General features: G+C 73.5%; 24 protein-coding genes. 16 read left to right on the top strand and 8 right to left on the bottom strand.

What is annotated here, in order from left to right; genetic code table 11:
* Window positions 1-160: 160 nt before the first annotated feature.
* The gene (locus tag CNO22_RS09185) at window positions 161-1,231 is read right to left on the bottom strand and encodes a glycerophosphodiester phosphodiesterase family protein (RefSeq protein ID WP_100499076.1); all 1,071 of its coding nucleotides are present in this window, start codon (window positions 1,229-1,231) and stop codon (window positions 161-163) included.
* A 104-nt stretch (window positions 1,232-1,335) separates the two neighbouring features.
* Between CNO22_RS09185 and rsgA the strand changes: the two genes are divergently transcribed.
* The 3 genes from rsgA to CNO22_RS09170 are packed head-to-tail and all read left to right on the top strand — an operon-like array spanning window position 1,336 to window position 4,041.
* Window positions 1,336-2,358, top strand: coding sequence for a ribosome small subunit-dependent GTPase A (gene rsgA, locus CNO22_RS09180; protein WP_100499075.1), 1,023 nt, complete (start codon window positions 1,336-1,338; stop codon window positions 2,356-2,358).
* Between the two features lie 25 nt (window positions 2,359-2,383).
* Window positions 2,384-3,649 (top strand): phosphoribosylamine--glycine ligase, encoded by a 1,266-nt coding sequence (gene purD, locus CNO22_RS09175; RefSeq protein ID WP_100499074.1) that lies wholly within the window; start codon window positions 2,384-2,386, stop codon window positions 3,647-3,649.
* Complete coding sequence (locus tag CNO22_RS09170) at window positions 3,646-4,041, top strand: hypothetical protein (RefSeq protein WP_157936869.1); 396 nt, start codon at window positions 3,646-3,648, stop codon at window positions 4,039-4,041. Before purD ends, CNO22_RS09170 begins: the two co-directional genes overlap by 4 nt.
* Before the next feature lie 5 nt (window positions 4,042-4,046).
* Here CNO22_RS09170 and CNO22_RS09165 read toward each other — a convergent pair whose 3' ends face one another.
* A complete protein-coding gene (locus tag CNO22_RS09165; RefSeq protein ID WP_100499072.1) occupies window positions 4,047-5,453 on the bottom strand; it encodes an AI-2E family transporter in 1,407 nt (468 codons plus the stop codon).
* A gap of 103 nt (window positions 5,454-5,556) precedes the next feature.
* On the opposite strand from CNO22_RS09165, the gene purB reads away from it, so the two are divergent.
* The 7 genes from purB to CNO22_RS09130 all read left to right on the top strand — a co-directional run bounded on the left by purB (window position 5,557) and on the right by CNO22_RS09130 (window position 12,547).
* On the top strand, window positions 5,557-6,864 hold the full coding sequence (purB, locus tag CNO22_RS09160; protein WP_100499084.1) for an adenylosuccinate lyase: 1,308 nt from the start codon (window positions 5,557-5,559) through the stop codon (window positions 6,862-6,864).
* A complete protein-coding gene (locus CNO22_RS09155; RefSeq protein WP_100499071.1) occupies window positions 6,861-7,721 on the top strand; it encodes a phosphoribosylaminoimidazolesuccinocarboxamide synthase in 861 nt (286 codons plus the stop codon). The genes purB and CNO22_RS09155 overlap by 4 nt, the downstream gene beginning before the upstream one ends.
* A gap of 122 nt (window positions 7,722-7,843) precedes the next feature.
* Entirely contained in the window at window positions 7,844-8,725 is an 882-nt protein-coding gene (locus tag CNO22_RS09150) for a DUF559 domain-containing protein (RefSeq protein WP_100499070.1), read from the top strand.
* Between the two features lie 162 nt (window positions 8,726-8,887).
* On the top strand, window positions 8,888-9,127 hold the full coding sequence (gene purS, locus CNO22_RS09145; RefSeq protein WP_091157820.1) for a phosphoribosylformylglycinamidine synthase subunit PurS: 240 nt from the start codon (window positions 8,888-8,890) through the stop codon (window positions 9,125-9,127).
* Window positions 9,128-9,141: 14 nt separating this feature from the next.
* Window positions 9,142-9,813 carry a phosphoribosylformylglycinamidine synthase subunit PurQ gene (gene purQ, locus CNO22_RS09140; protein ID WP_100499069.1) on the top strand — a complete coding sequence of 224 codons (672 nt, stop codon included), beginning with the start codon at window positions 9,142-9,144 and terminating at the stop codon, window positions 9,811-9,813.
* The gene (gene purL, locus CNO22_RS09135) at window positions 9,810-12,158 is read left to right on the top strand and encodes a phosphoribosylformylglycinamidine synthase subunit PurL (protein WP_232806909.1); all 2,349 of its coding nucleotides are present in this window, start codon (window positions 9,810-9,812) and stop codon (window positions 12,156-12,158) included. The genes purQ and purL overlap by 4 nt, the downstream gene beginning before the upstream one ends.
* A complete protein-coding gene (locus CNO22_RS09130) occupies window positions 12,158-12,547 on the top strand; it encodes a sterol carrier family protein (RefSeq protein WP_100499068.1) in 390 nt (129 codons plus the stop codon). Before purL ends, CNO22_RS09130 begins: the two co-directional genes overlap by 1 nt.
* A 192-nt stretch (window positions 12,548-12,739) precedes the next feature.
* Here the strand turns inward: CNO22_RS09130 and CNO22_RS28225 are convergent, their stop codons facing one another.
* Window positions 12,740-12,883, bottom strand: a complete 144-nt coding sequence (locus CNO22_RS28225; protein ID WP_198588201.1) for an MFS transporter small subunit — start codon at window positions 12,881-12,883, stop codon at window positions 12,740-12,742.
* The gene (locus CNO22_RS09125; RefSeq protein WP_100499067.1) at window positions 12,880-14,295 is read right to left on the bottom strand and encodes an OFA family MFS transporter; all 1,416 of its coding nucleotides are present in this window, start codon (window positions 14,293-14,295) and stop codon (window positions 12,880-12,882) included. Before CNO22_RS09125 ends, CNO22_RS28225 begins: the two co-directional genes overlap by 4 nt.
* 222 nt (window positions 14,296-14,517) lie before the next feature.
* Between CNO22_RS09125 and CNO22_RS09120 the strand changes: the two genes are divergently transcribed.
* The 4 genes from CNO22_RS09120 (at window position 14,518) to purM (ending at window position 18,906) form a co-directional block, all read left to right on the top strand.
* Entirely contained in the window at window positions 14,518-15,603 is a 1,086-nt protein-coding gene (locus CNO22_RS09120) for an S-(hydroxymethyl)mycothiol dehydrogenase (RefSeq protein ID WP_100499066.1), read from the top strand.
* Window positions 15,603-16,211: an MBL fold metallo-hydrolase gene (locus CNO22_RS09115; RefSeq protein WP_100499065.1), complete on the top strand. Its 609-nt coding sequence runs from the start codon at window positions 15,603-15,605 to the stop codon at window positions 16,209-16,211. Before CNO22_RS09120 ends, CNO22_RS09115 begins: the two co-directional genes overlap by 1 nt.
* An 89-nt stretch (window positions 16,212-16,300) precedes the next feature.
* Complete coding sequence (purF, locus tag CNO22_RS09110; RefSeq protein WP_100499064.1) at window positions 16,301-17,854, top strand: amidophosphoribosyltransferase; 1,554 nt, start codon at window positions 16,301-16,303, stop codon at window positions 17,852-17,854.
* Window positions 17,851-18,906: a phosphoribosylformylglycinamidine cyclo-ligase gene (gene purM / locus CNO22_RS09105; RefSeq protein ID WP_100499063.1), complete on the top strand. Its 1,056-nt coding sequence runs from the start codon at window positions 17,851-17,853 to the stop codon at window positions 18,904-18,906. Before purF ends, purM begins: the two co-directional genes overlap by 4 nt.
* A gap of 223 nt (window positions 18,907-19,129) precedes the next feature.
* On the opposite strand, the gene CNO22_RS09100 is transcribed toward purM, so the two are convergent.
* On the bottom strand, window positions 19,130-19,354 hold the full coding sequence (locus CNO22_RS09100) for a DUF3073 domain-containing protein (RefSeq protein WP_100499062.1): 225 nt from the start codon (window positions 19,352-19,354) through the stop codon (window positions 19,130-19,132).
* Window positions 19,355-20,144: 790 nt separating this feature from the next.
* Complete coding sequence (locus CNO22_RS09095) at window positions 20,145-20,468, bottom strand: hypothetical protein (RefSeq protein WP_100499061.1); 324 nt, start codon at window positions 20,466-20,468, stop codon at window positions 20,145-20,147.
* A gap of 238 nt (window positions 20,469-20,706) precedes the next feature.
* On the opposite strand from CNO22_RS09095, the gene CNO22_RS09090 reads away from it, so the two are divergent.
* Window positions 20,707-21,525 (top strand): GAF and ANTAR domain-containing protein, encoded by an 819-nt coding sequence (locus tag CNO22_RS09090; RefSeq protein ID WP_100499060.1) that lies wholly within the window; start codon window positions 20,707-20,709, stop codon window positions 21,523-21,525.
* A 150-nt stretch (window positions 21,526-21,675) separates the two neighbouring features.
* Here the strand turns inward: CNO22_RS09090 and CNO22_RS09085 are convergent, their stop codons facing one another.
* Window positions 21,676-22,782: a Glu/Leu/Phe/Val family dehydrogenase gene (locus tag CNO22_RS09085; RefSeq protein ID WP_100499059.1), complete on the bottom strand. Its 1,107-nt coding sequence runs from the start codon at window positions 22,780-22,782 to the stop codon at window positions 21,676-21,678.
* Window positions 22,783-22,996: 214 nt separating this feature from the next.
* On the opposite strand from CNO22_RS09085, the gene CNO22_RS09080 reads away from it, so the two are divergent.
* Window positions 22,997-23,224: a hypothetical protein gene (locus CNO22_RS09080; protein WP_100499058.1), complete on the top strand. Its 228-nt coding sequence runs from the start codon at window positions 22,997-22,999 to the stop codon at window positions 23,222-23,224.
* Between the two features lie 893 nt (window positions 23,225-24,117).
* Here the strand turns inward: CNO22_RS09080 and CNO22_RS28960 are convergent.
* Window positions 24,118-24,450, bottom strand: a complete 333-nt coding sequence (locus CNO22_RS28960; RefSeq protein WP_232806913.1) for a M23 family metallopeptidase — start codon at window positions 24,448-24,450, stop codon at window positions 24,118-24,120.
* Window positions 24,451-24,861: the final 411 nt, after the last annotated feature.

Raw genomic sequence — 24,861 nt, 5'->3', positions numbered from 1 at the left:
ACGGCTCCTGACCGCGGTGCGGTCCGGGAGGACCGCGGTGTGATGGCCTCCCGCCGCGGGACACGGATGGGCTCAGCGCAGGTCGGGGACGGCTCCTGACCGCGGTGCGGTCCGGGAGGACCGCGGTGTGATGGCCTCCCGCCGCGGGACACGGATGGGCTCAGCGCAGGTCGGGGACGCCTCCTGACCGCGGTGCGGTCCGGGAGGACCGGGAGGTGTACAGCTCCTGCCTCGCCGCGACGGCGATCTCCGGAGCGTCGGTGATCAGGCCGTCGACGCCGAGGGCCAGCAGCAGGCGGGCCTCGGTCTGCATGTCGCCGGTGCCGCTCACGGCCTCGCCGCGGCGCAGGTGCCGGGGCAGGAAGGCGTTCTCCGGCCGCAGCGTCCACGGGACGACGGCCAGCCCGGCACGGTGGGCCTGGGCGATGAGGTCGGAGATCCCGGTCATCGCCTGGCCCTCGTCGCGCAGCAGGATCCGGTGCCGGCTCGGGGCGATGCCCTGCGCGTAGGTGCTGACCTCGCGCAGGCCCGCCGGGGTGACCAGGTGGTCGTCGGTGCCGGCGTCGTCCACCAGCTGCAGCATCGTCGGCCCGCGGTCCCCGAGGTCGCTCCGCAGCTGCCGCAGCGCGGCGGCGTCGAAGGACTGCACGACGACGGTTCCGTCGGGACGGGCCGCGTCCAGGCGGCGCAGCTCGGCGGCGACGAGCTCGGTGACCGGGACGCCGGCCTCGTGGTCGAACCAGCTGGGCTTCTTCAGCTCGGCCAGCACGCGCACCTGCCGGGACGCCGTCGACCGCCGGCGGGCGATCGCCACAACCTCGGCCAGGGTGAGGATCCCGGCCTGCCCGTCGTAGGTGGTGTTCAGCGGCCGCAGCTCCGGCATCCGCTCGACGGCGCGCAGCGTGCGCAGCTCGGCGAGGGTGAAGTCCTCGGTGAACCAGCCGGTGCGCTCCCGGTCGTCGACGACGCGGGTGGTGCGCCGGTCGGCGAACTCTGGGTGCTCGGCGACGTCGGTGGAATGGGAGAGCTCGTTCTCGTGCCGGACGACGAGCGCGCCGTCCCGGCTGACGACGACGTCGGGCTCGATCAGGTCGGCGCCGAGGTCGATGGCCAGCTGGAAGCTGGCCGCGGTGTGCTCGGGGCGGTACGCGGGGGCTCCGCGGTGGCCCACGACGACGGGACGGGCAGGGCGGGTCGCCGGGACCGTTGCCGGCAACGCGATCGCGCGCATGTCCCCTAAAACACCTGAGCCAGGTGTCGGGAGGGCGAACGCGCGCCGACTGATCGCACACAATTCGGAGGACACCGCCCTGACCTGCGCGGGACCGTCCCGACGTGACTGATCTCTCAGTCCTGGGCTGGATGCCGGGGCTTGACGCCGAGCTGCCCGTGGGCAGCCGGCCCGGTCGGGTTGCGCGCGTCGACCGCGGCCGGCTGACCGTGCTGACCGGGGACGGCGAGCTGCGGGCGCACCCCGCCCCGGCACTGCTCGAGGGCACCGGCCCCGCGGTCGGCGACTGGGTGGCGCTGCGCGGCGAGCTCGTCGTCGCGGTGCTGACCCGCCGGTCGGCGTTCACTCGCGTCGTCGCCGGACGGACGTCGGCCGAGCAGGTGGTCGCGGCCAACCTCGACCTGGTGCTCGTCGTCGACGCGCTGACCACCGCACCACGGCTGCGCCGGGTGGAGCGCTACCTCGCCGTCGCCTGGGGCAGCGGCGCGACGCCGGTCGTCGTCCTCATCAAGGCCGACCTGTGCGACGACGTCCCCGCCGCGCTGCGGGCCGTCGCGGAGGACGCCGTGGGCGTCGACGTCGTGGTCGTCAGCTCGGTGACGGGAGAGGGGCTGGCCGCCGTCCGCGCGCTGGTCGGCCCGGGGCGGACGGCGGCGATGGTCGGCCCGTCCGGCGTCGGGAAGTCCAGCCTGGCCAACGCGCTGGCCGGGACGCCGGTGGCGGCCACCCGCGGGATCCGCGAGGCCGACGGCCGCGGCCGGCACACCACCACCGCGCGCGAACTGCACCTGCTGCCCGGCGGCGGTCTGCTCGTCGACACCCCGGGGACGCGCGAACTGGGCCTGGTCGACGGCGCCGGCGTTGACACCGCGTACGCCGACGTCACCGAGCCCGCCGCCGCGTGCCGGTTCCGCGACTGCGCGCACCGCACCGAGCCCGGCTGCGCGGTGGCCGCGGCGATCGACGACGGCCGGCTCGACCCCGCCCGCTACACCGCCTGGCGCAAGCTGCAGGCCGAGGCGCACCGCCAGGCGCTGCGCTCCGACGCCCGGGCCCGGGCCGCCGAGCACGCCCGCGTCCGGGCCCTCCACCGTTCCTACCGGTCGCAGCCGAACCGGCTCCACTGACCCGCCCTCGGTAGGGTCGCCGTCCGTGCGCGTGCTCGTGATCGGCTCCGGTGCCCGGGAGCACGCCCTGTGCGTCGCTCTGTCCTCCGACCCCGCGGTGACCGCGCTGGCCTGCGCGCCGGGCAACGCCGGCACCCGGGCGATCGCCGAGCCGGCCGCGGTCGATGCCGCCGACCCGGTCGCCGTCGCCGCGCTGGCGTCGTCCTGGCGTGCCGACCTCGTCGTCATCGGGCCGGAGGTGCCGCTGGTCGCCGGCGCCGCCGACGCCGTGCGCGAGGCCGGCATCGCCTGCTTCGGGCCGTCGGAGCAGGCCGCGCAGATCGAGGGCAGCAAGTCCTTCGCCAAGCACGTGATGTCCGCGGCCGGCGTCCCGACCGCGCGATCCTGGCCGGTGGGCGGGCCCGCCGAGCTGGAGACCGCGCTGGACGAGACCGGTGCGCCGTACGTCGTGAAGGACGACGGCCTGGCGGCGGGCAAGGGCGTCGTCGTCACGACCGACCGGGACGCCGCCGTCGAGCACGGGCACCGGGTGCTCGAGGCCGGCGGCGCGGTGCTGGTCGAGGAGTACCTCGACGGCCCGGAGGTCTCGCTGTTCGCCGTCACCGACGGGACGACGGTGCTGCCGCTGCTGCCCGCCCAGGACCACAAGCGCCGCGACGACGGCGACGCCGGGCCCAACACCGGCGGGATGGGGGCCTACGCGCCGCTGCCGTGGGCGCCGCCGGGCCTGGTCGACGAGGTGCTGGCCACCGTGCTGCAGCCGACGGTCGACGAGATGCGGCGCCGCGGCGAGCCGTTCTCCGGGCTGCTCTACGCCGGCCTGGCGTTGACCTCCCGCGGTCTGCGGGTCGTGGAGTTCAACGCCCGCTTCGGCGACCCCGAGACCCAGGTGGTGCTGCCGCTCCTGGAGACGCCGCTGGGCGGACTGCTGTACGCCGCCGCCACCGGCACGCTCGCCGACCACCCGCCGCTGCGCTGGCGCGACGGGGCCGCGGTGACCGTCGTCATCGCGGCGCCGGGCTACCCCGAGCGGCCGCGCACCGGCGACCCGGTCACCGGGGCCGACGCCGAGGGCGTGCTGCACGCGGGCACCACCGTGGACGCCGAGGGCACCGTCCGCTCCGCCGGCGGGCGGGTGCTCGCCGTGACCGCCGTGGGCGAGGACCTCGCCGCCGCCCGGCAGCGGGCCTACGAGCGGGTGGCCGGCGTCCGGCTGGCCGACGCGCACTGGCGCACCGACATCGCGCTGGCGGCGGTCGAGGGCCGGATCACCCTCCCGGCGGCTCCGTGAGCGTGGCCGCCGACGAGGTCTGGAACCGCGCCTGCGACCCGTTCGCCCCGTTCCCCCGCCCCGGCGACGCCGCCCTCGCCGCGCTGCTGCTGTGCCACGGCATGGCCGTGAACGGCGGTCTCCTGCACGCCTGCGATGGGCTGGAGCCCGACCAGGGGGCCGATGCGGTGGCGGGCTACCGCCTGTTCGGGCTGGACGCGGCCGCCGATGCCGTCGAGGACGTCGCCCGGCAGGCCGCCGGGCTGGACCCCGACGACCTCGCGGCCGCGGAACGCCTGGAGGCCGAGGCCGACCGCCGCTACGGCGCCGCGCTGCCCGACGGGGACGAGACGGTCGCGCGGGCCTTCCAGGAGCATCTGCACCGGCACCCGACCGCCTACGCGCCCCTGTAGGGCCCCTACTGCGCGGTCACCGCCGGCCGGGCGCGCTCCCGGCGCGGCTCGGGCGGGCGCGGCCCCTCGTAGCGCCGCGACAGGTAGGTGCCGGCCACGTTCGCGCAGGCCACGGTCGGGACGGCGATCAGGGCGCCGAAGATGCCGGCGACGAGCAGCCCCGCGGCGATCGCCAGGACGACGGCCAGCGGGTGCACCCGCACCGCCCGGCCCAGCAGCAGCGGCTGCAGGACGTGCCCCTCCAGCTGCATGACCAGCACGACGACGGCCAGCGCGATCAGCGCCGTGATCGGCCCCTGCGAGACCAGCGCGACGAGCACGGCCACGGTGCCGGCGAGGAACGACCCGATGATCGGGATGAACGCGCCCAGGAAGACCAGCGCGGCCAGCGGGATGACCAGCGGGACGCCCAGGACCGCCAACCCGACGCCGATGCCGATCGCGTCGACCATCGCCACGGCGGCCGTGGCGCGCACGTAGGAGATGAGCGTGCGCCACGAGCGGCGGGCGGCCTCGTCGAGGAACGCGCGCGAGTCCCGCGGGAACAGGCCGACCAGCCACAGCCAGATCGAGCGGCCGTCCTTGAGGAAGAAGAACAGGGTGAACAGCGCCAGCAGGATGCCCGTGGCGACCTCGCCGACCGTGACGGCGGTGGTCAGCGCGCCGGAGGCGAGCACGTCCTCGTTGGCGACCAGCGCCTGCTGCAGCTGCTCGACGGCGTTCTCCAGCTGCGTCCGGGTGACCGGGAAGGTGCGGACGACGAGGTCGCGCACCTGCTCCACGCCCTGACCGACCTGGTCGGCGAGGTCGCCGAAGCCGGTGGTGACCTGCTGGACGACGAGCGCGACGATCCCCGAGACCGTGCCGAGTCCGACCACCAGCATCGTCAGCGCGGCCAGCGCCCCCGGCCAGCCGCGCCGGACCAGGGCCGCGGCGCCCGGCTGCAGCAGCGCCGCCAGCAGCAGCGCGACGATGACCGGGACGACGACCACGGCCACGTAGGCGGCCGCCCAGAGCAGCAGGTAGAGGCCGGTCAGGACGACGATGAGCCGCCACGACCAGGCCGCAGCGACCCGGAGTCCCCGGGGCACCTCCTCCTCGGGTGCGCCCGGTCTCCGCGCGGGACGACGGCGCCGGTCGGCGGGCCCCCGCCGCTGCTCGTCCCTCCCCGGCGGGCCACTGACACCGCCGGGCCCGAGGGGGCCGTCGAGGTCGGGCGCGCCGGGCTCGGGGCTGCCGAGCGGAGGCCGGTCGGTGTCCTCGGCGTGGTCGGGCGTCTCGTCGTCGAGGTACGCGTCGTCGTCCGGGTGGGGGTGCGACCAGGGGTGCGGCCAGGCGTGCGGGTCGTGCTCGCGGGCGGCGCGGATGCGCTCGCGGGCCCGCGTCAGCAGGTGGGTGCCCCGTCGCAGCATCGGTTCCTCCGGTGAGCAGTAGGGGCCGTCGCCGACAGCATTCCGCCTGCGGGAGACTGGGGCACGTGGTGCGACGAGCTGACGAGTGGCGGGCGGTACCCCGATGATCGAGCGGTACACCCTGCCCGAGATGGGGCGGGTCTGGAGCGACCAGCACAAGTACGAGCTGTGGTGCCGGGTCGAGACCATGGTCCTCGAGGCGCACGCCGCGGCCGGGCGGGTGCCCGCCGAGGTGGTGCAGCCGGTGCGCGACGCGCCACCGCCCACGCCCGAGCGGGTGGCCGAGATCGAGGAGACGACGCAGCACGACGTCATCGCCTTCCTCACCGCGTGGGCCGACAACACCGAGCCCCGGTCGGCCGCGGCCTACGTGCACCACGGCATGACCTCCTCGGACCTCCTGGACACCGCCCTCGCCGTCCAGCTGACCGAGGCCACCGACCTGCTGCTGGCCCGGCTCGACCGGCTGGTGGCGGTGCTGCGCGACCACGCGCTGGCCCACCGCGACACGATCAAGGTCGGCCGCACCCACGGCGTGCACGCCGAGCCCGACGTCTGGGGCCACCGGGTCGCCGACATCGCCTTCGCCGCCGCCCGCTCGCGGGATCGGCTGCGGGCCGCGCGCGAGCGGGTCGGCGTCGTCGCCATCTCGGGTGCCGTCGGCACGTACTCCCTGATCGACCCGGCGGTCGAGGTCGCCGTCGCCGAGGCGCTGGACCTGCGGCCCGCCGACGCCTCCACCCAGGTGGTGCTGCGCGACTCGGTCAGCGAGTGGGTCGCCTGCCTGGCGATCATCGCGACCGTCTGCGAGACGGTGGCGCTGGAGGTGCGGCACGGCCAGCGCACCGAGGTGCGCGAGCTGTCGGAGGCCTTCGGTTCGGGCCAGAAGGGCTCGAGCGCGATGCCGCACAAGAAGAACCCGATCCGCTCCGAGCGCATCGCCGGCCTGGCCCGCGTCGTCCGCGCCGCCGTCGTCCCGGTGATGGAGGGCATCCCGCTCTGGCACGAGCGCGACATCTCGCACTCCTCCACCGAGCGGGTGTTCCTGCCCGACGCCGCGATCACCACCGACTACCTGCTGCACCTGACCACCGGGTTGGTGGAGAACCTCGTGGTGGACGCCGACCGGATGCGGGCCAACCTCGAGTCGACCGGCGGGCTGATCTACACCTCGTCGGTGCTGCTGGAGCTGGTCGAGGGCGGCGCCTCGCGGGAGGACGCCTACGCGCTGGTGCAGGCCGCGGCGATGGAGACCTGGAACAGCGGGACGCCGTTCCGCGAGACGCTGCGCAAGCGGGCCGCCGACACGGGCGTGGCGCTGGACGAGGCCCGGCTCGACGAGATCTGCAGGCCGGAGCGGTACGTGGCCAACCTGGGGCTGCTGTTCGACCGGGTCGCGGCGCTGTCGTGACCCTCGCTCTCCCGTTGGTCGCGCGGGGCAAGGTCCGCGAGGTCTACGACGCCGGCGAGGGCCGGCTGCTGCTCGTGGCCTCCGACCGCATCTCCGCCTACGACCACGTGCTGCCCACGCCGATCCCCGACAAGGGCCGGGTGCTCACCCAGCTGTCGGTGTGGTGGTTCGACCAGCTCGCGCCGGTGCTGGCGGAGCACGGGGCGACCCACCACCTGGTCTCGGCCACCGACGTCCCCGACGAGGTCGCCGGCCGGGCGATGCTGGTGCGCCGGCTGGAGATGCTGCCGGTGGAGTGCGTGGCCCGCGGCTACCTGTCCGGCTCCGGCACGGTCGAGTACCAGCGCACCGGCTCCATCCGCGACGTCCCGCTGCCGGCCGGCCTGGTCGAGGGCTCGCAGCTGCCCGAGCCGGTGTTCACGCCGTCCACCAAGGCCGAGCAGGGCGAGCACGACGAGGCGATCGACTTCGCCGCCGTCGTCGCCGCGGTCGGGGCCGAGCGGGCCGAGGACCTGCGCGAGCTGACGCTGGCGCTGTACCGCCGCGGTGCCGAGATCGCGCTCGACGCCGGGATCGTGCTGGCCGACACGAAGTTCGAGTTCGGCACCGACGGCTCCGGGCTAGCCCTCGGCGACGAGGTGCTCACGCCGGACTCCTCGCGCTTCTGGCCGGCCACGCTCTGGTCGCCCGGCGGCGTGCAGCCCTCGTACGACAAGCAGTACGTCCGCGACTGGCTCACGTCGTCCGGCTGGGACCGGGTCTCGCCGCCACCGGAGCTGCCGGCCGACGTCGTCGAGGCCACCCGCGAGCGCTACGTGACCGCCTACGAGCGCCTGACCGGCCGCTCCTTCACCTGACCCTCCCTCAGCCACATCGGCGGTCTGGTCGCCAAGGAGCCCGGTCGGCGACCAGACCGCCGACTTGGTCGCAGGTTGTGGACAGAGACGGGGAGGAACCGAGATCAGGCGAAGCTGCGGGGATGCCGAAACGACTGCCCCGCTCACGAATCACCGGCCCCACCACCCGCTCGAGCGTCCGGGAGTCCGGGCTCACCGTCCGCGAGCTGCGACACCCGCAGGTAGTGCGGCTGTCCCGGGACACCTACCTGCCCCGTGCGCTGCGCGGTGATCTGGCCAGCCGCTTCGCCGCGGTACTGCTGACCGCCCCACCGGGTGCGGTGCTCAGTCACCTCTCCGCCGCGGACGTGTGGGGCGTCCAGATTCCCCTGCGAGACCGGGACGACCTGCGGGTGCACGTCACCGTCACGCCGGCGTCCCAGGCCGAGAGCCGCACCGATCGTCGGCTCTACCGCTCGGATCTGACCGAGGAGGACGTCGCCCGGCGCTGGTCGATGCCGGTGACGACGCCGGCGCGCACGTGGCGAGACCTGGCGGCGGTCCTCGAGCCTCCCGCATTGCTGGCGGCCTCCGACCAGTTGCTCGACGGCCTGGCCAGTCGCCGGGAGCTGCAGGAGGAGTTCCTGCGCCGTCCGTCCGGCCGTGGCTGCGCACGCGCGCGGCGGGTGCTTCCCGTGGCCGATCCTCGGGCCGAGTCGCCGATGGAGTCGGTCCTCCGGTGGCTCGTCCACGAGTCCGGACTGCCTGCACCGGAGCTGCAGTACGTCGTCCAGGATGCTGACGGTGTCTTCCTCGGGCGAGCAGACCTCGCCTGGCCGCAACAGCGGGTGATCGTGGAGTTCGACGGGAACGTGCACCGCGAGCGGGACGTCTTCGTCAACGACGTCCGTCGACAGAACCGCCTGATCGCCGCGGGCTGGACGGTCCTGCGGTTCACCTCCGCCGACGTCCTCGGCCGGCCGCACGAGGTCATCACCGAGATCCGCAGAGCGCTCGGCCGGTGACGACATCGGCGATCTGGTCGCGAAAGGGCTGCTGTGGCGACCACATCGCCGATGTGGCCGCGCCGGGGACGCGTCGGGGACGGGACGGGACAGCGGGGGAGCGTGGGCAGCCTCACCCGCGCGGCGCGGAGTGGGGTGCGCCACCCCGGTACGCTCGATCGCGTGCCTCGGGTGGTCGTCGACGTCGTGCTGAAGCCGGAGATCTCCGACCCCCAGGGTCAGGCGGTGCTGGGAGCGCTGGGCCGGCTCGGCCACGACGGCGTCCGCAGCGTCCGCCAGGGCAAGCACTTCGTCCTCGAGGTCGAGGGCACCCCCGACCGGGCCGAGTTGCAGCAGATCGCCGAGACGCTGCTGGCGAACCCGGTCATCGAGGACGTCGAGCTCCACCTCCCGACCGACTGAGGAGAACTCCCTCCGTGCGCATCGGTGTCATCACCTTCCCGGGCTCCCTGGACGACGTCGACGCCGCGCGCGCGGTGCGGTTGGCCGGGGCCGAGCCGGTCGCGCTCTGGCACGCCGACCACGACCTGAAGGACGTCGACGCCGTCATCCTCCCCGGTGGCTTCTCCTACGGCGACTACCTGCGCGCCGGCGCCATCGCCGCGCGGGCACCCCTCATGCAGGACGTCGTCGACCGGGCGCGGAGCGGCATGCCGGTGCTCGGCATCTGCAACGGCTTCCAGGTGCTCTGCGAGGCCGGCCTGCTGCCCGGCGCGCTCACCCGCAACGGCCACCTGCACTTCCGCAACCGCGACCAGGCGCTGCGCATCGAGCGCGCCGACACCGCGTGGACGCACGACTACGAGGCCGGCCAGCGGATCGTCGTCCCGGTGAAGAACGGCGAGGGCCGCTACGTCGCTGCGCCGGCCGACCTGGACCGGATCGAGGGCGAGGGCCGGGTCGCCGTCCGCTACGTCGAGGGCAACCCCAACGGCTCGATGCGCGACATCGCCGGGGTGACCAGCGCGGACGGCCGGGTCGTCGGCCTCATGCCGCACCCCGAGCACGCCGTCGAGGACCTCACCGGCCCGAGCACCGACGGCCTCGGGTTCTTCACCTCCGTGCTGAAGGCGATGGTGTCCGCGTGACCCAGGACAGCGCGACCCAGGGACTCAGCGACCTCGATACCGGGCCCGGCCCGCTGCAGCACCAGCTCGACACCGTCGAGCTCGCCGCGCGGACGCCGGACGTCGAGCAGCCCTACAGCGAACTCGGCCTGAAGTCCGACGAGTACGCCCGCATCACGACCATCCTCGGCCGCCGGCCGACCACTGCCGAGCTCGCCATGTACTCGGTGATGTGGAGCGAGCACTGCTCGTACAAGTCGTCGAAGGTGCACCTGCGCCGGTTCGGCGACCTGCCGCGCAGCGAGGCGCTGCTGGTCGGCATCGGCGAGAACGCCGGCGTGGTCGACGTGGGCGACGGCTACGCGGTCACCTTCAAGGTCGAGTCGCACAACCACCCGAGCTATGTCGAGCCGTACCAGGGCGCGGCCACCGGCGTCGGCGGGATCGTCCGCGACATCCTCACCATGGGCGCGCGCCCGGTCGCGGTGATGGACTCCCTCCGCTTCGGTCGCGCCGACGCCCCCGACACCGCGCGCGTGCTGCCCGGTGTCGTCGCCGGCGTCGGCGGCTACGGCAACTGCCTAGGGCTGCCCAACATCGGCGGCGAGCTGCTCTTCGACGACTGCTACGCCGGCAACCCGCTGGTCAACGCGCTGTGCGTCGGCGTCATGAAGCACGAGGACGTCCGGCTGGCCAAGGCCGAGGGCGTCGGCAACAAGGTGGTGCTGTTCGGCGCCCGCACCGGCGGCGACGGCATCGGCGGCGTGAGCGTGCTGGCGTCGGAGACCTTCGACGAGGAGGGGCCGGCCAAGCGGCCGAGCGTGCAGGTGGGCGACCCGTTCACCGAGAAGCTGCTCATCGAGGCCTGCCTGGAGATCTTCCGCGACGACCTCGTCACCGGCATCCAGGACCTCGGCGGCGCCGGCCTGTCCTGCGCGACGTCCGAACTGGCCAGCGCCGGCACCGGCGGCATGCACGTCGACCTCGACGCCGTCCCGCTGCGCGACAGCACCCTGACGCCCGCCGAGATCCTGATGAGCGAGTCGCAGGAGCGCATGTGCGCCATCGTCGAGCCGGACAAGGTCGACGCCTTCCTCGCCGTCTGCCGCAAGTGGGACGTGCTGGCCACCGTCATCGGTGAGGTCAGCGACGGCGACCGGCTCACCGTCGACTGGCACGGCGAGCGGATCGTCGACGTCCCGCCGCGCACGGTCGCGCACGAGGGCCCGGTCTACGAGCGCCCGATGCGGCGCCCGGCCGACCTCGACGACCTGCAGGCCGACGACCCGGCCGCCCTGCCCCGCCCGACGACGCCGGAGGAGCTGGCCGCGCACTGGCTGGCCGTCGTCGCGAGCCCCGACGGCGCGGACAAGTCCTGGGTCACCGAGCAGTACGACCGCTACGTCCGCGGCAACACCGTGCTCGCCCAGCCCGATGACGCCGGCGTGGTGCGCATCGACGAGGACACCCACCGCGGCATCGCCCTCGCCCTCGACGGCAACGGCCGCTACGCCCGCCTGGACCCCTACACCGGCGCGCAGCTCAACCTCGCCGAGGCCTACCGCAACGTGGCGGTGAGCGGCGCCCGCCCGCTGGCGGTCACCAACTGCCTGAACTTCGGCTCCCCGGAGGAGCCCGAGGTCATGTGGCAGTTCGCCGAGGCCGTGCGCGGCCTGGCCGACGCCTGCCGCGACCTGGGCCTGCCGGTCACCGGCGGCAACGTCAGCCTCTACAACCAGACCGGCGACGTCCCCATCAACCCGACGCCGGTCATCGGTGTCCTGGGCGTGCACGAGGACGTCCGGACCCGCGTGCCCACCGGGTGGCGGACGGCGGGGGAGACCGTGCTGCTGCTCGGCGTCACCCGGCCGGAGTTCGGCGGTTCCGCCTGGGCGAGCGTCGTCCACGGCCACCTCGGCGGCCGCCCGCCGGCGGTCGACCTCGAGGCCGAACGGTCCCTCGGCGAGCTGCTGGCCGCGCTCGGCCGCGGCGGCCTGGTCACCTCGGCGCACGACCTGGCCGACGGCGGCCTGGCGCAGGCGCTGGCCGAGTCGGCGCTGCGGTACGGCACCGGCGCCCGGCTGACCCTGGACGGCGACGTGTTCACCGCGCTGTTCAGCGAGTCCACCGCGCGCGTCGTCGTCACCACGACCGACCCGGAGGCGGTGCGCGCCACCGCCGAGTGGGCCGGCGTCCTGGTCACCGAGCTGGGGACGACGGGTGGCGACGCGCTCGCCGTCGAGGGTGTCGCCGAGCTGCCGCTGGCCGAGCTGCGGGCGGCCTGGGGCGCGACGCTGCCGGCCCTGTTCGGCACGCCGGAGGCCACCGTGGGCAGCGTCCCGGTGGGAACCGTCCCGACCAGCTGATGCCGGCCCAGCCGATCCCGGCCGCCGAGCTGCGGGCTGCCGTCGACCCGGTGCGGGCCTGGCTCGCGGGGGAGGCCGAGCAGCCCCCGCGGTCCGTGCTCGGGGCCGCGGTCAAGACCACGGCCCGCTGGCTGGCCCAGCAGGTGCCCGGCCGCTCGGTCGAGCTGCGGGTGCCCCCGCACGTCGCCGTCCAGCTGGTGCCCGGTCCCCGGCACACCCGCGGGACGCCGCCCAACGTCGTCGAGACCGACCCCGCCACCTGGCTGCGGCTGGCGACGGGGGAGTTGGCCTGGGACGACGCGGTCGCGGAGGGCCGGGTCAGCGCGAGCGGCAACCGCGCCGACCTGAGCGATCACCTTCCGTTGGCAGCTCTGCGCCGCGGCACCTGAGGGGTGCCGGGACCGGCTTGCGGGTGGACCCGGCGCGGGGCCCAGAGGGTTCCCGGCGGGGACACGGGGGCGGCTCAGCACACCAGGGGGACGGCACCTGGCCGCGGTGTCGTCCGGTAGGACGACAGTGACAGAGCACAGCGCCCCCGCCCGGAGATCCGGACGGGGGCGCTGTGTGGGGTGGTGCGGGGCTCAGCCGCCGAACAGGGCGCTGGCGGCCTTGACCGTGTTGTAGAGCCCGTAGGCGAGCGGCACGCCCACCAGGGTCCAGGCGAAGGCGATCAGGCCCACCGGGGTGTGCGTGGGCTGCTGGTTGCCGGTGACGGTGTGGCTCATCGGACGGCGCTCCTCTCGTTGTCGGCGCGGGCGGTGGCGGGGGTCGTGGCCTTGGGCTCGTACCACTTCGCGGCCACCGGCTTGATCAGCAGGTTGGCGATGAAGCCGACCGCCAGGAGGCCGACCATGATGAACAGCGCCGGGCGGTAGTTCGCCGCCACCAGCTGACCGGGGGTGCCCTGGGTGTCCAGGACGCCGTTGATGATCAGCGGCCCGGCCACACCGGCGGCCGACCACGCGGTCAGCAGCCGGCCGTGGATGGCGCCCACCTGGTAGGTGCCGAAGAGGTCACGCAGGTAGGCCGGGACCGTGGCGAACCCACCGCCGTAGAAGCTGATGATGATGGCGGCGGTCAGCACGAAGACCCAGGTCGCCGTGCTGCCGAGGGTGGCCAGGATGACGTACAGGACCATGCCGACGCCCAGGTACACCATGTAGATCGGCTTGCGGCCGATGAAGTCCGAGGTCGAGGACCACACGAACCGGCCGGCCATGTTGAACAGCGAGAGCAGACCGACGAAGCCGGCGGCGGTGGCGGCGGCGACCGTGGAGGTCTCCCCGTTGCGGAAGAAGTCCTGGATCATCGGCGCGGCCTGCTCGAGGATGCCGATGCCCGCGGTGACGTTGCAGAAGAGCACCGTCCACAGCAGCCAGAACTGCGGCGTCTTGATGGCGTTGTTCGCCGAGACGCTCTCGGTGGTGACCAGGGCCTTCTTCTTGACCGAGGCCGGGTCGAAGCCGTCGGGACGCCAGTCGTCGGCCGGCACCCGGATGATGAAGGCGCCGAACATCATGAAGAGCAGGTAGATCGCGGCCAGGGTGAAGAACAGCGCCGCGACGGCCTCGCCGTTGGGCACGGTGCCGGCCGTGCCGTCGTACGCGGGGTCGTAGTAGTTCATCAGCTGGCGCGACAGCGGCGAGGCGATGAGCGCACCGCCACCGAAGCCCATGATCGCCATGCCGGTGGCCAGGCCCGGGCGGTCCGGGAACCACTTGATCAGCGTGGACACCGGCGAGATGTAGCCGATGCCCAGGCCGATGCCGCCCAGGACGCCGTAGCCCAGGTACAGCAGCCACAGCTGGCCGGTCTGGATGCCCAGGCCTCCGACCAGGAAGCCGGAGACCCAGAAGACCGCAGAGGTGAACATCGCCGCCCGGGGACCGTTGCGGTCCACCCAGGTGCCGAAGAGGGCGGCGGAGACGCCGAGCATGACGATCGCGATCGAGAAGATGATCCCGATCGCGGTCAGGTTGGTGTCGAAGTGCTCGACGAGTGCGGTCTTGTAGACGCTCGTCGCGTACGCCTGGCCGATGCTCAGGTGTACGGCGAGCGCCGCGGGTGGGATCAACCAGCGGTTGAAGCCGGGACGGGCCACGATGCGATCTCTGGCCAGGAAACTCGGTACTGCCACGGGACGGACCTCCGGAGGACATCGGTCGGGGGGATCCCCCGCCGGAAAGGGTCTGTGCCACACGTCACGGACCCGCGGGAACGCTACGTCGCACCTGTATGTACCGCGAAACCCGGGAGTCGAGTCCTGTCAGGTCGAAACCAGATCGTTGTCAATTGGACGATCCGATCACGCGCCTGCCGACCCTGGGCTGCTCCCGCTCCCGCGGCATAGGCTCCGCCCATGCCGTACGAGGTGAAGGGCGTCGTCGCCCGCAGCAAGGGAGCCCCGGTCACGGTCGAGACGGTGATCGTCCCCGACCCCGGTCCCGGTGAGGCGGTGGTGGACATCCAGGCGTGCGGGGTGTGCCACACCGACCTGCACTACCGGGAGGGCGGCATCAACGACGACTACCCGTTCCTGCTCGGCCACGAGGCCGCCGGCACCGTGGCCGCCGTGGGTGAGGGCGTCACCAACGTCGCCGTGGGCGACTTCGTCGTCCTGAACTGGCGGGCGGTGTGCGGCCAGTGCCGCGCCTGCCTCAAGGGCGAGCTGCAGTACTGCTTCAACACCCACAACGCCGCGCAGAAGATGACCCTGGCCGACGGCACCGAGCTGTCGGCGGCGCTGGGCATCGGCGCGTTCGTGGAGAAGACCCTCGTGCACTCCGGCCAGTGCACCAAGGTCGACCCGCAGGCGCCCGCCACCGCCGCCGGCCTGCTCGGCTGCGGCGTGATGGCCGGCGTGGGTGCGGCGATCAACACCGGCGGCGTGCAGCGCGGCGAGAGCGTGGCGGTGTTCGGCTGCGGCGGCGTCGGGAACGCCGCGATCGCCGGCGCCAAGCTGGCCGGCGCGACCACGATCATCGCCGTCGACATCGACGACCGGAAGCTGGAGTGGGCCCGGCGATTCGGCGCCACCCACACCGTCAACAGCAAGGCCACCGACGCGGTGGAGGCGATCAAGGGCCACACCAACGGTTTCGGCGTGGACGTCGCGATCGACGCCGTCGGCCACCCGGCGGTGTTCGAGCAGGCCTTCTACGCCCGTGACCTGGCCGGCCGGGTCGTGCTCGTCGGCGTCCCCACCCCGGAGATGACCATCACCCTGCCGCTGATCGAGGTCTTCGGCCGCGGCGGGGCGGTCAAGTCGAGCTGGTACGGCGACTGCCTGCCCAGCCGCGACTTCCCGATGCTCGTCGACCTCTACCGCCAGGGCCGCTTCCCGCTGGAGGACTTCGTCAGCGAGACCATCGGCATCGACGACGTCGAGAGCGCCTTCGAGAAGATGCACCACGGCGAGGTGCTGCGCAGCGTGGTCGTCTTCTGATGGCCGCGCGGATCGACAAGGCCGTCGTCTCCGGCGTCTTCAGCCTCGACGGCCAGGACTTCGACGTCGAGAACAACGTCTGGCTGGTCGGGGACGACGACGAGGTGCTCGTCATCGACGCCCCGCACGACGCCGCCTCCATCGTCGAGGCGGTCGGCGGGCGCCGGGTGACCGCGATCGTGCTCACCCACGGGCACAACGACCACATCACCGCCGCCGTCGATCTCCGGGAGGCGACCGGTGCGCCGATCTGGTTCCACCCCGCCGACCGGATGCTGTGGGACGTCGTCCACCCCGACACCGCGCCCGAGGAGGACCTGGCCGAGGGCACCCGGTTCACCGTGGCCGGGACGACGCTGACCGCGCTGCACACCCCCGGCCACTCACCGGGCAGCACCTGCCTGCACGCGCCGGACCTGGCCACCGTGTTCACCGGCGACACGCTGTTCTGCGGCGGCCCCGGGGCGACCGGGCGCTCCTACAGCGACCACCCGACCATCCTCAACTCGATCCGGTCGCGGCTGCTCACGCTGCACGGCGACACCGTCGTCAGGACCGGCCACGGCGACGACACGACGATCTCGGCCGAGATCAGCCATGTGCAGTGAGCGGCTGATCAGCGGATCCGGTCCGGCGGGGTGGTCAGGACCACCCCGCCGGGCGGGGCGCACCCGCGCGACGCCGGTACCCTCGACGAGTGCCTCGCGGTGACGGACGGCTGACGCACGACCTCGACCCCCAGTCCCCCGGACCCCAGGACGCCTGTGGCGTCTTCGGTGTCTGGGCGCCGGGGGAGGAGGTCGCCAAGCTGACTTACTTCGGTCTCTACGCCCTGCAGCACCGCGGCCAGGAGGCGGCGGGCATCGCCGTCTCCGATGGCGCCTCGGTCGTCGTCTACAAGGACCTCGGGCTGGTCAGCCAGGTCTTCGACGAGGCGACCCTGGGCAGCCTGCGCGGCCACCTCGCCGTCGGGCACACCCGCTACTCCACGACCGGCGCCTCCACGTGGGAGAACGCCCAGCCGACCTTCCGGACGACGGAGGCCGGCACCGGGCTGGCGCTGTGTCACAACGGGAACCTGGTCAACACCGCCGAGCTGGCCAGCCGCGCCGCCGACGCCGGTGTGCCCGGCGCCTTCGCCTCCACCACCGACTCCGACCTGGTCACGGCGCTGATCGCCGCCCGCCAGGACCTCTCGGTCGAGGCCGCTGCCATGGAGGTGCTGCGCCAGCTGCGCGGCGCCTTCAGCTTCACCTTCATGGACGAGAACACCCTGTACGCCGCCCGGGACCCGCAGGGCGTGCGCCCGCTGGTGCTCGGCCGGCTCGAGCGCGGCTGGGTGGTCGCCAGCGAGACGGCGGCCCTCGACATCGTCGGCGCCTCCGTCGTCCGCGAGGTGGAGCCCGGCGAGCTGATCGCCATCGACGAGAACGGCCTGCGCAGCCAGCACTTCGCCCCGGCCGAGCCAAAGGGCTGCGTGTTCGAGTACGTCTACCTCGCCCGCCCGGACACGACGATCAGCGGCCGCGGCGTGCACGCCGCCCGCGTCGAGATCGGCCGCCGGCTGGCCAAGGAGCACCCGGCCGACGCCGACCTGGTCATCTCCGTGCCCGAGTCGGGCACCCCGGCCGCCGTCGGCTACGCCGAGGCCTCGGGCATCCCCTACGGCATCGGCCTGGTGAAGAACTCCTACGTCGGGCGGACCTTCATCCAGCCCAGCCAGACCATCCGGCAGCTGGGCATCCGGCTCAAGCTCAACCCGCTGCGCGACGTCATCCGCGGCAAGCGGCTGGTCGTCGTCGACGACTCGATCGTGCGCGGCAACACCCAGCGGGCGCTGATCCGGATGCTGCGCGAGGCCGGCGCGCTCGAGGTGCACGTGCGGATCTCCTCGCCGCCGGTGAAGTGGCCGTGCTTCTACGGCATCGACTTCGCCAGCCGCGCCGAGCTGATCGCCAACGGCCTGGACGTCGACGGCGTGCGCGCCTCGATCAACGCCGACTCACTGGGCTACGTCTCCGAGCAGGGCCTGATCGCGGCCACCGAGCAGCCGGTGAACCGGCTGTGCACCGCCTGCTTCACCGGCGAGTACCCCATCCCGCTGGCGGAGAGCGAGCTGCTCGGCAAGCACCTGCTCGAGGGCATCAGCCGCCGGGTCGACCAGGACCGCGCGGTCACCGGCTGGACCGGCCAGCAGGCCGGCAGCGCCTCCGTGCCCGGTGGTGCGGACGACGCGCTGACCCGCCCGTGAGCGACCGGTTCACCTACGCCGCCTCCGGCGTCGACATCGACGCCGGCGAGCGGGCCGTCACCCTCATGCGGACGGCGGTCGAGAAGACCAACCGCCCGGAGGTCGTCGGCGGACTCGGCGGCTTCGCCGGGCTGTTCGCGCTGGACACGGCGCGGTACCGGAAGCCGCTGCTGGCCTCCTCCACCGACGGCGTCGGCACCAAGATCGCCCTCGCCCGCCAACTGGACCGGCACGACACCGTCGGCATCGACCTGGTCGCGATGGTCGTCGACGACCTGGTCGCCTGCGGGGCCGAGCCGCTGTTCCTGCAGGACTACGTCGCGTGCGGGCGGGTCGTCCCCGAGCGGATCGCCGCGATCGTCACTGGCATCGCCACCGGGTGCACGCTGGCCGGCGCCGCACTCGTCGGCGGGGAGACCGCCGAGCACGGCGACCTCATGGCGCCCGACGACTACGACCTGGCCGCCACCGCCGTGGGGGTCGTGGAGGCCGACGCGGTGCTGGGGCCCGATCGGGTCCGGGACGGCGACGCGGTCGTCGCGATGGCGTCGTCCGGCTTCCACTCCAACGGCTACTCGCTGGTGCGCCGCGTCGTCGCCGCGGCCGGGCTCGACCTGACCGCCACCCCCGCCGGGCTGGACCGCCCGCTCGGCGAGGTGCTGCTCGAGCCGACCCGCATCTACGCGCTGGACTGCCTGGCGCTGGTGCAGCGCTTCGGCGTCGAGCGTGTGCACGCCTACGCGCACATCACCGGCGGTGGGCTGGCCGGCAACACCGCCCGCGTCGTCCCCGACGGGCTGGAGGCCGTGCTCGACCGCGGCACCTGGGCGTTGCCGGCCGCGGTCGCGCTGCTCGAGGAGCACGGTGTGCCGCGGGCGGAGTCCGAGCGGGCGTTCAACTGCGGCGTCGGCATGGTCGCCGCGGTCGCCCCGGACGTCGCCGACGACGTGGTGGCCGTCCTGGCCGAGCGCGGGGTGCCCGCCTGGATCGCCGGCACCGTGGGTGCCCGCACGGGCGCGGACGCCGCGCGACTGGTCGGCGCCTACCGCTGACCGGTGGCGGGGTCGGACAGGCCCCACGAGGGGGCCCCGCCTTCGGCCCCGACTGCTGGGGACACGGAGTCCGTACCCGGCGCCGGAGCCCGGGGTCCTCCGCAGCCGGCGCCGGCAGGGGAGCCGCACGCCCCTCAGCGGAGGCAGCCCAGGCGTACGACGACACCGCAGCTCTCCGGGGGGAGCCGCGGTGTCGTCGTGTCAGTGGGCGCCGGTCAGGCGGTCAACGAGTGGCCGCCCAGTCGTCGTCCGAGTCGTCGTCCGCCCAACGGTCGGTGTACTCGTCGTCCTCGTCGTCGTCGGCGCTCGCCCGGGACGGGGCGGTGTACGACGACGTCGGTGAACCGGCCAGCTCCCGCTGAAGCGCGGAGAGGTCGGTGTTCGGTGAGCTGTACTTGAGCTCACGGGCCACGCGAGTCTGCTTGGCCTTCGCTCGGCCGCGCCCCATCGGCTCGACCCCCTCGTTACGGAGTACGGGAGCCCGGCTCCGGGCTGGACGGCCCGCGTGGCGACCCCGACTGAGTGTCTCTGTCTCGACCGAGCTTACGACACGGATCGGCGACCGGCATACGGCCCCGTTCAGGGCACCGCCCCGAGCTTGCGAGGGGTGGGGAGGACGGGGTCCTTCTTCAGCGAGGCAGGCGGATCTGCGCCAGCCGGCCGACCGACGCCATGCGCTCCTCGGCCAGCCGGTCGGCGGCCACGGCGGGGAAGAGGCCGTCGGCGCGCTCACGGCGGCGACCGCCCCTGCTGTCTCGGCACCGGGGCCTGTTCCAGGACGTGGCCGGAGCGGCATCTGGGCGGGGGCAGTGGCTGCGTCGTCAGCGCACGGGCCGGATCTGCTCCGGCGGCACCACGGGGATGCACGTACCCCGGAGCGACCTGAACCGTGGGCTACCGCACCGGTCGGACGAGATGTGTGCGTGGACAGCATCCCCTTGGACACTGCGGCGAGAACGCGTGGTCATCAACTGCTCCGGCCGTTGCGCCGGAGTTCGACGGAGCAGTTCGCGGACGAGACGGCCCCACTGGCCGCTGTTCAACCAGTGGAACCTCGGCCGCCGGAGGGAACGGCGCCTGCCCCGGCGACCTGCCTCATACGGTAGCCCCGGGCATCCCGCTCCACACCACTCCACCGCCGCCCGGACTGGGCCTCGGATCAGCATGTCGGCGTTCGCGCAGGATTCTCTCGACCTGTGCCGGCAGCGCCGATGGCAGCCTTCGGCTGCCGTGCCCCATCAGCGGTCGAGGGGACCCTTGAGCAGAGAGGAGACGCGCTGGCGGGTGACGCCGAACAGTCGGGCAATCATGTCCATGGTCAGGCCCTCACCGTGCAGGGCACGGGCCTCGGCGCGTCGCCAGCGGCTTCCGGCGTCGGCGAGCTGGGACAGGCTGTCGCTGATCAATTCCACGATCAGCGGGCCCGGCTCGGCCGGCACGATCTCCCGGTAGGAGGCGCCGGCTGCTCGCTGCTCCCGGATGTAGGCCGCGCGCTCGAGGATCTGCTCGGCATTGGCGATCATCTGCCGTGCGGTGGCACACACCTCCTCCAGCGCCGTCATCGCCGGATCCTCCGAGGTGTCTGGCCGCCGCACTGTGTCTCCTGTCGGTCCGGGGCGACGCCTCTGCTGGGTGTCTGCGCTCCAGGATACCTCGCGCCGCAAGGCCTGTTGCTGCAATGCCCACTGCAGCAACAGCTAATTCAGCAATAGCCCTTGCAGCAAGGCCTATTGCGCCTGAAGGTCGAGCCTGGCACCATAGGCTCGTCGTCAATGAAAGCGGGGGCGTCGGAGGTGCCTGATGGCCGATCTCGCCCAGGTCATGTGTGACGTCGCAGCCCAGCTGCGCACCAAGCGGCACCCGCCGGTGGAGACGACGCTGGAGGCGATCACCGCCGCCGCCGTGGAGGCCGTGCCCGGCGCCGAGGACGCCGGCATCAGCTTCGTGGTCGACCGCTCTCGGATCGAGGCCCGGGCGCCCACCGGGGAGCACCCCACGGCCCTGGACACGCTGCAAGACCAGCTCGGCGAGGGCCCGTGCTACTCGGCGATCCGCGAGCGCGAGACGGTGCGCGCCCCGGACATGGCCACCGAGGCTCGCTGGCCCCGCTTCGCGGCCGCCGCCGGCGAGCGGGGGGTGGGCAGCATGTTGACGGTGCGGCTCCACCACACCGCGGACACGACGCTCGGCGCGCTGAACCTCTACGCCAGCACCCCGCACGCCTTCGACGCGGGCTCCGAGGCCATCGCGCGGATCTTCGCTGTCCACGCCGCGCTTGCGCTGGCCGCCGCCGAACGCGAGGAGCATCTGGAGGCGGCGCTGCGCAGCCGCGACCGGATCGGTCAGGCCAAGGGCATCCTCATGGAGCGGTACAAGCTCACGCCCGAGCAGGCCTTCGCCGTGCTCGCCAGCATCTCCTCGAGCACCAACCGCAAGCTCAGGGACATCGCCGACGAGATCGCCACCACCGGCGCCATCCCCGCAGACCCACGCGATCGCCCAGGCCACCGCCGGAGCGGGCAGCATCCTGACACCGCGCTCGCCGCCCTCGACCGGCCCCCCACAGCCACGCCGGGGACCGCCGAGTCCGGGACTGGAGATCGCTGCCGCCCGGCCTGACCGCGATGGCGCTCGGGTCAACTGTCCCAGTGGATCCGAGTCCTGTGACGTGGCCCTGAGGGGCAGCGTCACCACGCTGTTCCCCGGTCGAAGTCGACCGCGAGCGGAGCGGCGTGAGCGTCCGCGGAACGTCTGTGTCAAGGCGCCCGCTCACCAGTCACGCGACAGTCGGATGACCCGGAGCCGGCCGACGTCAGCCATCCGCTCCTCGGCCATCCGGTCGGCGGCCACCGCAGGGGAGACGCCTTGCTCCTCGGCCACCTGAAGCACCCGCAGGGTGGTGTCGAAGATGCGTTCCGTCTTCTCCTTGGCGCGCTCGAAGCTGAAGCCGGGCTTGCCGCTCAGGGGCAGTACCCCAGACAAGCCGTGCCGCTCGTCCTCGACCTGGATCACCCCGCCGGCGTTCACCAGGTAGTCCGGCGCGTAGAGGATCCCGCGGCGCATGAGCTCGGCGGCGATGCCCTCGCGCGCGAGCTGGTTGTTGGCCCCGCCGCAGACGATCTCGGCCTCGAGCACCGCGACCGTCTCGTCGTCCAGCGCCCGGCCCAGCGCGCAGGGGGCGTACACGTCGGTCGGCGTCCGCACCAGGGTCGCGGTGTCGGCGACGGCGTCGACGGCGGGGTGGCGGGCCAGCACCCGCTCGACCGCGCCGGCGTCGACGTCGGTGACCACCACGTCGGCGCCGTCCTCGACCAGGCGGTCGACCAGCCAGCTGCCCACCTTGCCCACGCCGGCGACCCCGACGGTGCGCCCGGCCAGCGACGGCTTGCCCCAGCGGTGCTGGGCGGCGGCCCGCATCCCCTGGAAGACGCCGTACGCGGTGAGCACCGAGGAGTCCCCGCACCCGCCGTAGGCCAGGGACCGGCCGTGCGCGAAGCGGGTCTCCCGGGCGACGACGTCGAGGTCGGCGTTGTAGGTGCCGACGTCGCAGGCGGTCAGGTAGCGCCCGCCCAGCGACTCCACGAACCGGCCGTAGGCACGCAGCAGCGCCTCGGTCTTGTCGGTGTGCGGGTCGCCGATGATGACCGCCTTGCCGCCGCCGAGGTCCAGGCCGGCCAGGCTGTTCTTGTAGGACATCGCCCGCGACAGGGCGAGGGCGTCGGCGACCGCGTCGTCCTCGCTGGCGTAGGGGTGGAAGCGGGTGCCACCGAGTGCCGGCCCCAGCGCGGTGGAGTGGATCGCGATCACCGCCCGCAGCCCGGAGGCCGGGTCGGAGCAGAAGACGACCTGTTCGTGACCGGAGCCGAGTACGTCCACGGCGACGAGCCTAGGACCGCGCGGCCCGCCCGACCGGGTGTCCGGCACGGTCGGCCCGGGAGGAGGGAGGCACGGTGTTCGCCGGCGTGCACCGGCCCGACCGCGGGCAGCTGCTGTTCGACGGGACGCCGGTGGGGTCCTCCGCCCCGCCCGACGCCCTCGACGCCGGGATCGCGACGGTCCACCAGGACCTGGCGATGACCCGCTGCGGTCGATGGCGCGCGACCGCGGCGTGGGTGTGGTGTTCGTCACGCGCGACCCGCACGATGCCCACCCGCTCGTCGACCGGTTCCCCCTGCTCGGCCGCGGGCGCGGCCTCGGCGACCAGGCGAAGGGCGAGGTCCGCGCCGGGGAGCTGGCCCGCCCGGTGGCCGGCGGTGCCGAGCCGGCGGAGCTCACCACCGACCCGGCGCGACCGCGCGACGAGAAATGTCGCGGTTAACTCTCAAGGTCACCCGTCCGGGTGACGAGAACAGATGTGACAGGAGTGGGGCAGGTGCCCCGTGTGCCCGGTGTGTCGGCCGTGCCGCGTGGGAACTCCCGAGACCGCTGTGGCTTTGTCACGCTGCGGTCGCCCCCCGTGCACCTCTTCCCAGGGAGCGACATGCTGCACAGCCGTCCTCGCCGGCGCACGTCCGGGACCGCCGCGGTCCCGGCGGACCGCTCGTGCGCCCGGATCGTGCGCAGCCTGGTGGCCGGCGTCGTGGCGGGCACGGTGGTGCTGACCGGGGCCGCTCCCGCCGGCGCCGCTCCCACGCCGCCGCCGCCGAACCCCAGCGACGAGCAGATCGGGCAGGCCCAGTCGGCGCAGGAGGCCGCCGCGGCCGAGGTCGGCCGGATCGGCGCGCTGGTCGCCCAGGCCCAGTCCCAGCTCGAGGGCTACGCCGTCCAGGCCGAGGCCGCCGGTGCGGCCTACCTCGCCGCCGAGGAGGCCCTGCTGCAGGCGCAGGCCGAGGCGGAGCGGACGGCGGCGGAGCTGCAGGCCGCCACCGAGGCCGTGGCGGCCGCCACCGCACGCATCGCGGGGTTCTCGCGCGACAGCTACATGAGCGGCAACACCCTCTCCACCGCCGCCGCCCTGCTCGACGCCGAGGGGCCCGCCGACCTGATCCAGCGGGCCGCGATGCTCGACTACGTCTCCGCCAACCACCTCGACGTCCTCGGCCAGCTCGAGGTCGCCCAGGTGCGGCAGGCCAACGCCGACTCCGCGGCCCGCGCGGCCCGCGACCGGACGGCCGAGGCCGAGGCCGCCGCGGCCGCCGCCAAGGCCACCGCCGACCAGCAGCTGGCCGCCCAGCGCGCCGCCTACGACGAGGTCGCCGCGCAGAAGGCCACCTACGAGCAGCCGCTGATGGACACGCCGCGGGCGCGCAGCCACGGCACCGGGTCGGTCTGGCCGCCGTACATGGCACCGGAGGGGTGCACCTCGAAGTGCAGGTGCGGACCGGTCGACTGGCCCCGGTTGCCGACCTCCGCGATGAGCTCGCCGGCCACGACCCGCTCGCCGGCGCGGACGAAGTAGTCGTTGACGTGGCCGTACACGGTGACCGCGCCGTCGTCGCCGCGGATGTAGACGGCGTAGCCGAAGCCGGTGGCCGTCCCCGCCCGCGCGACGACGCCGGAGTGCGCCGCGTAGATCAGCGTCCCGATGGGGCCGGCGATGTCCACGCCGCCGTGCAGGGCGCCCCAGCGCAAGCCGTAGCAGCTGGAGGTGCGGCCGGAGGTCGGCTTGACGTAGGGACCGGAGCCACCGGAGTTGCTCGAGCTGGGCGTGGCGCTGCTCCCGGACCCGGAGTTCTGACTGCGGGCGGCGGCGCGGGCCGCGGCGGCCGCGGCGGCGGCCTCCTCCTCGGCGCGGCGGGCGGCCGCGGCGAGGAGGAGGCCTGTATCTTATACACATCGACGAGGCAACGAGACCGGACTAGAGCGTGTATGCCGTAGTAAGATTGAAAAAAAAAAATGACAATGAAGCATCAAGAATGAGGAGAGGATACAACAAGAAGTGTAGCTTCATATCAGCATAACTTACTTATTTACGTCTGCTATATCACACTAGTAGGTCGCTACTGATCACACTTG

Origin of the sequence: Geodermatophilus chilensis, assembly GCF_002802985.1 — a bacterium.
Classification (GTDB): domain Bacteria; phylum Actinomycetota; class Actinomycetes; order Mycobacteriales; family Geodermatophilaceae; genus Geodermatophilus; species Geodermatophilus chilensis.
Note: the sequence above shows the minus strand (reverse complement) of the source record. Positions and strands in the feature narration are given on the sequence as shown.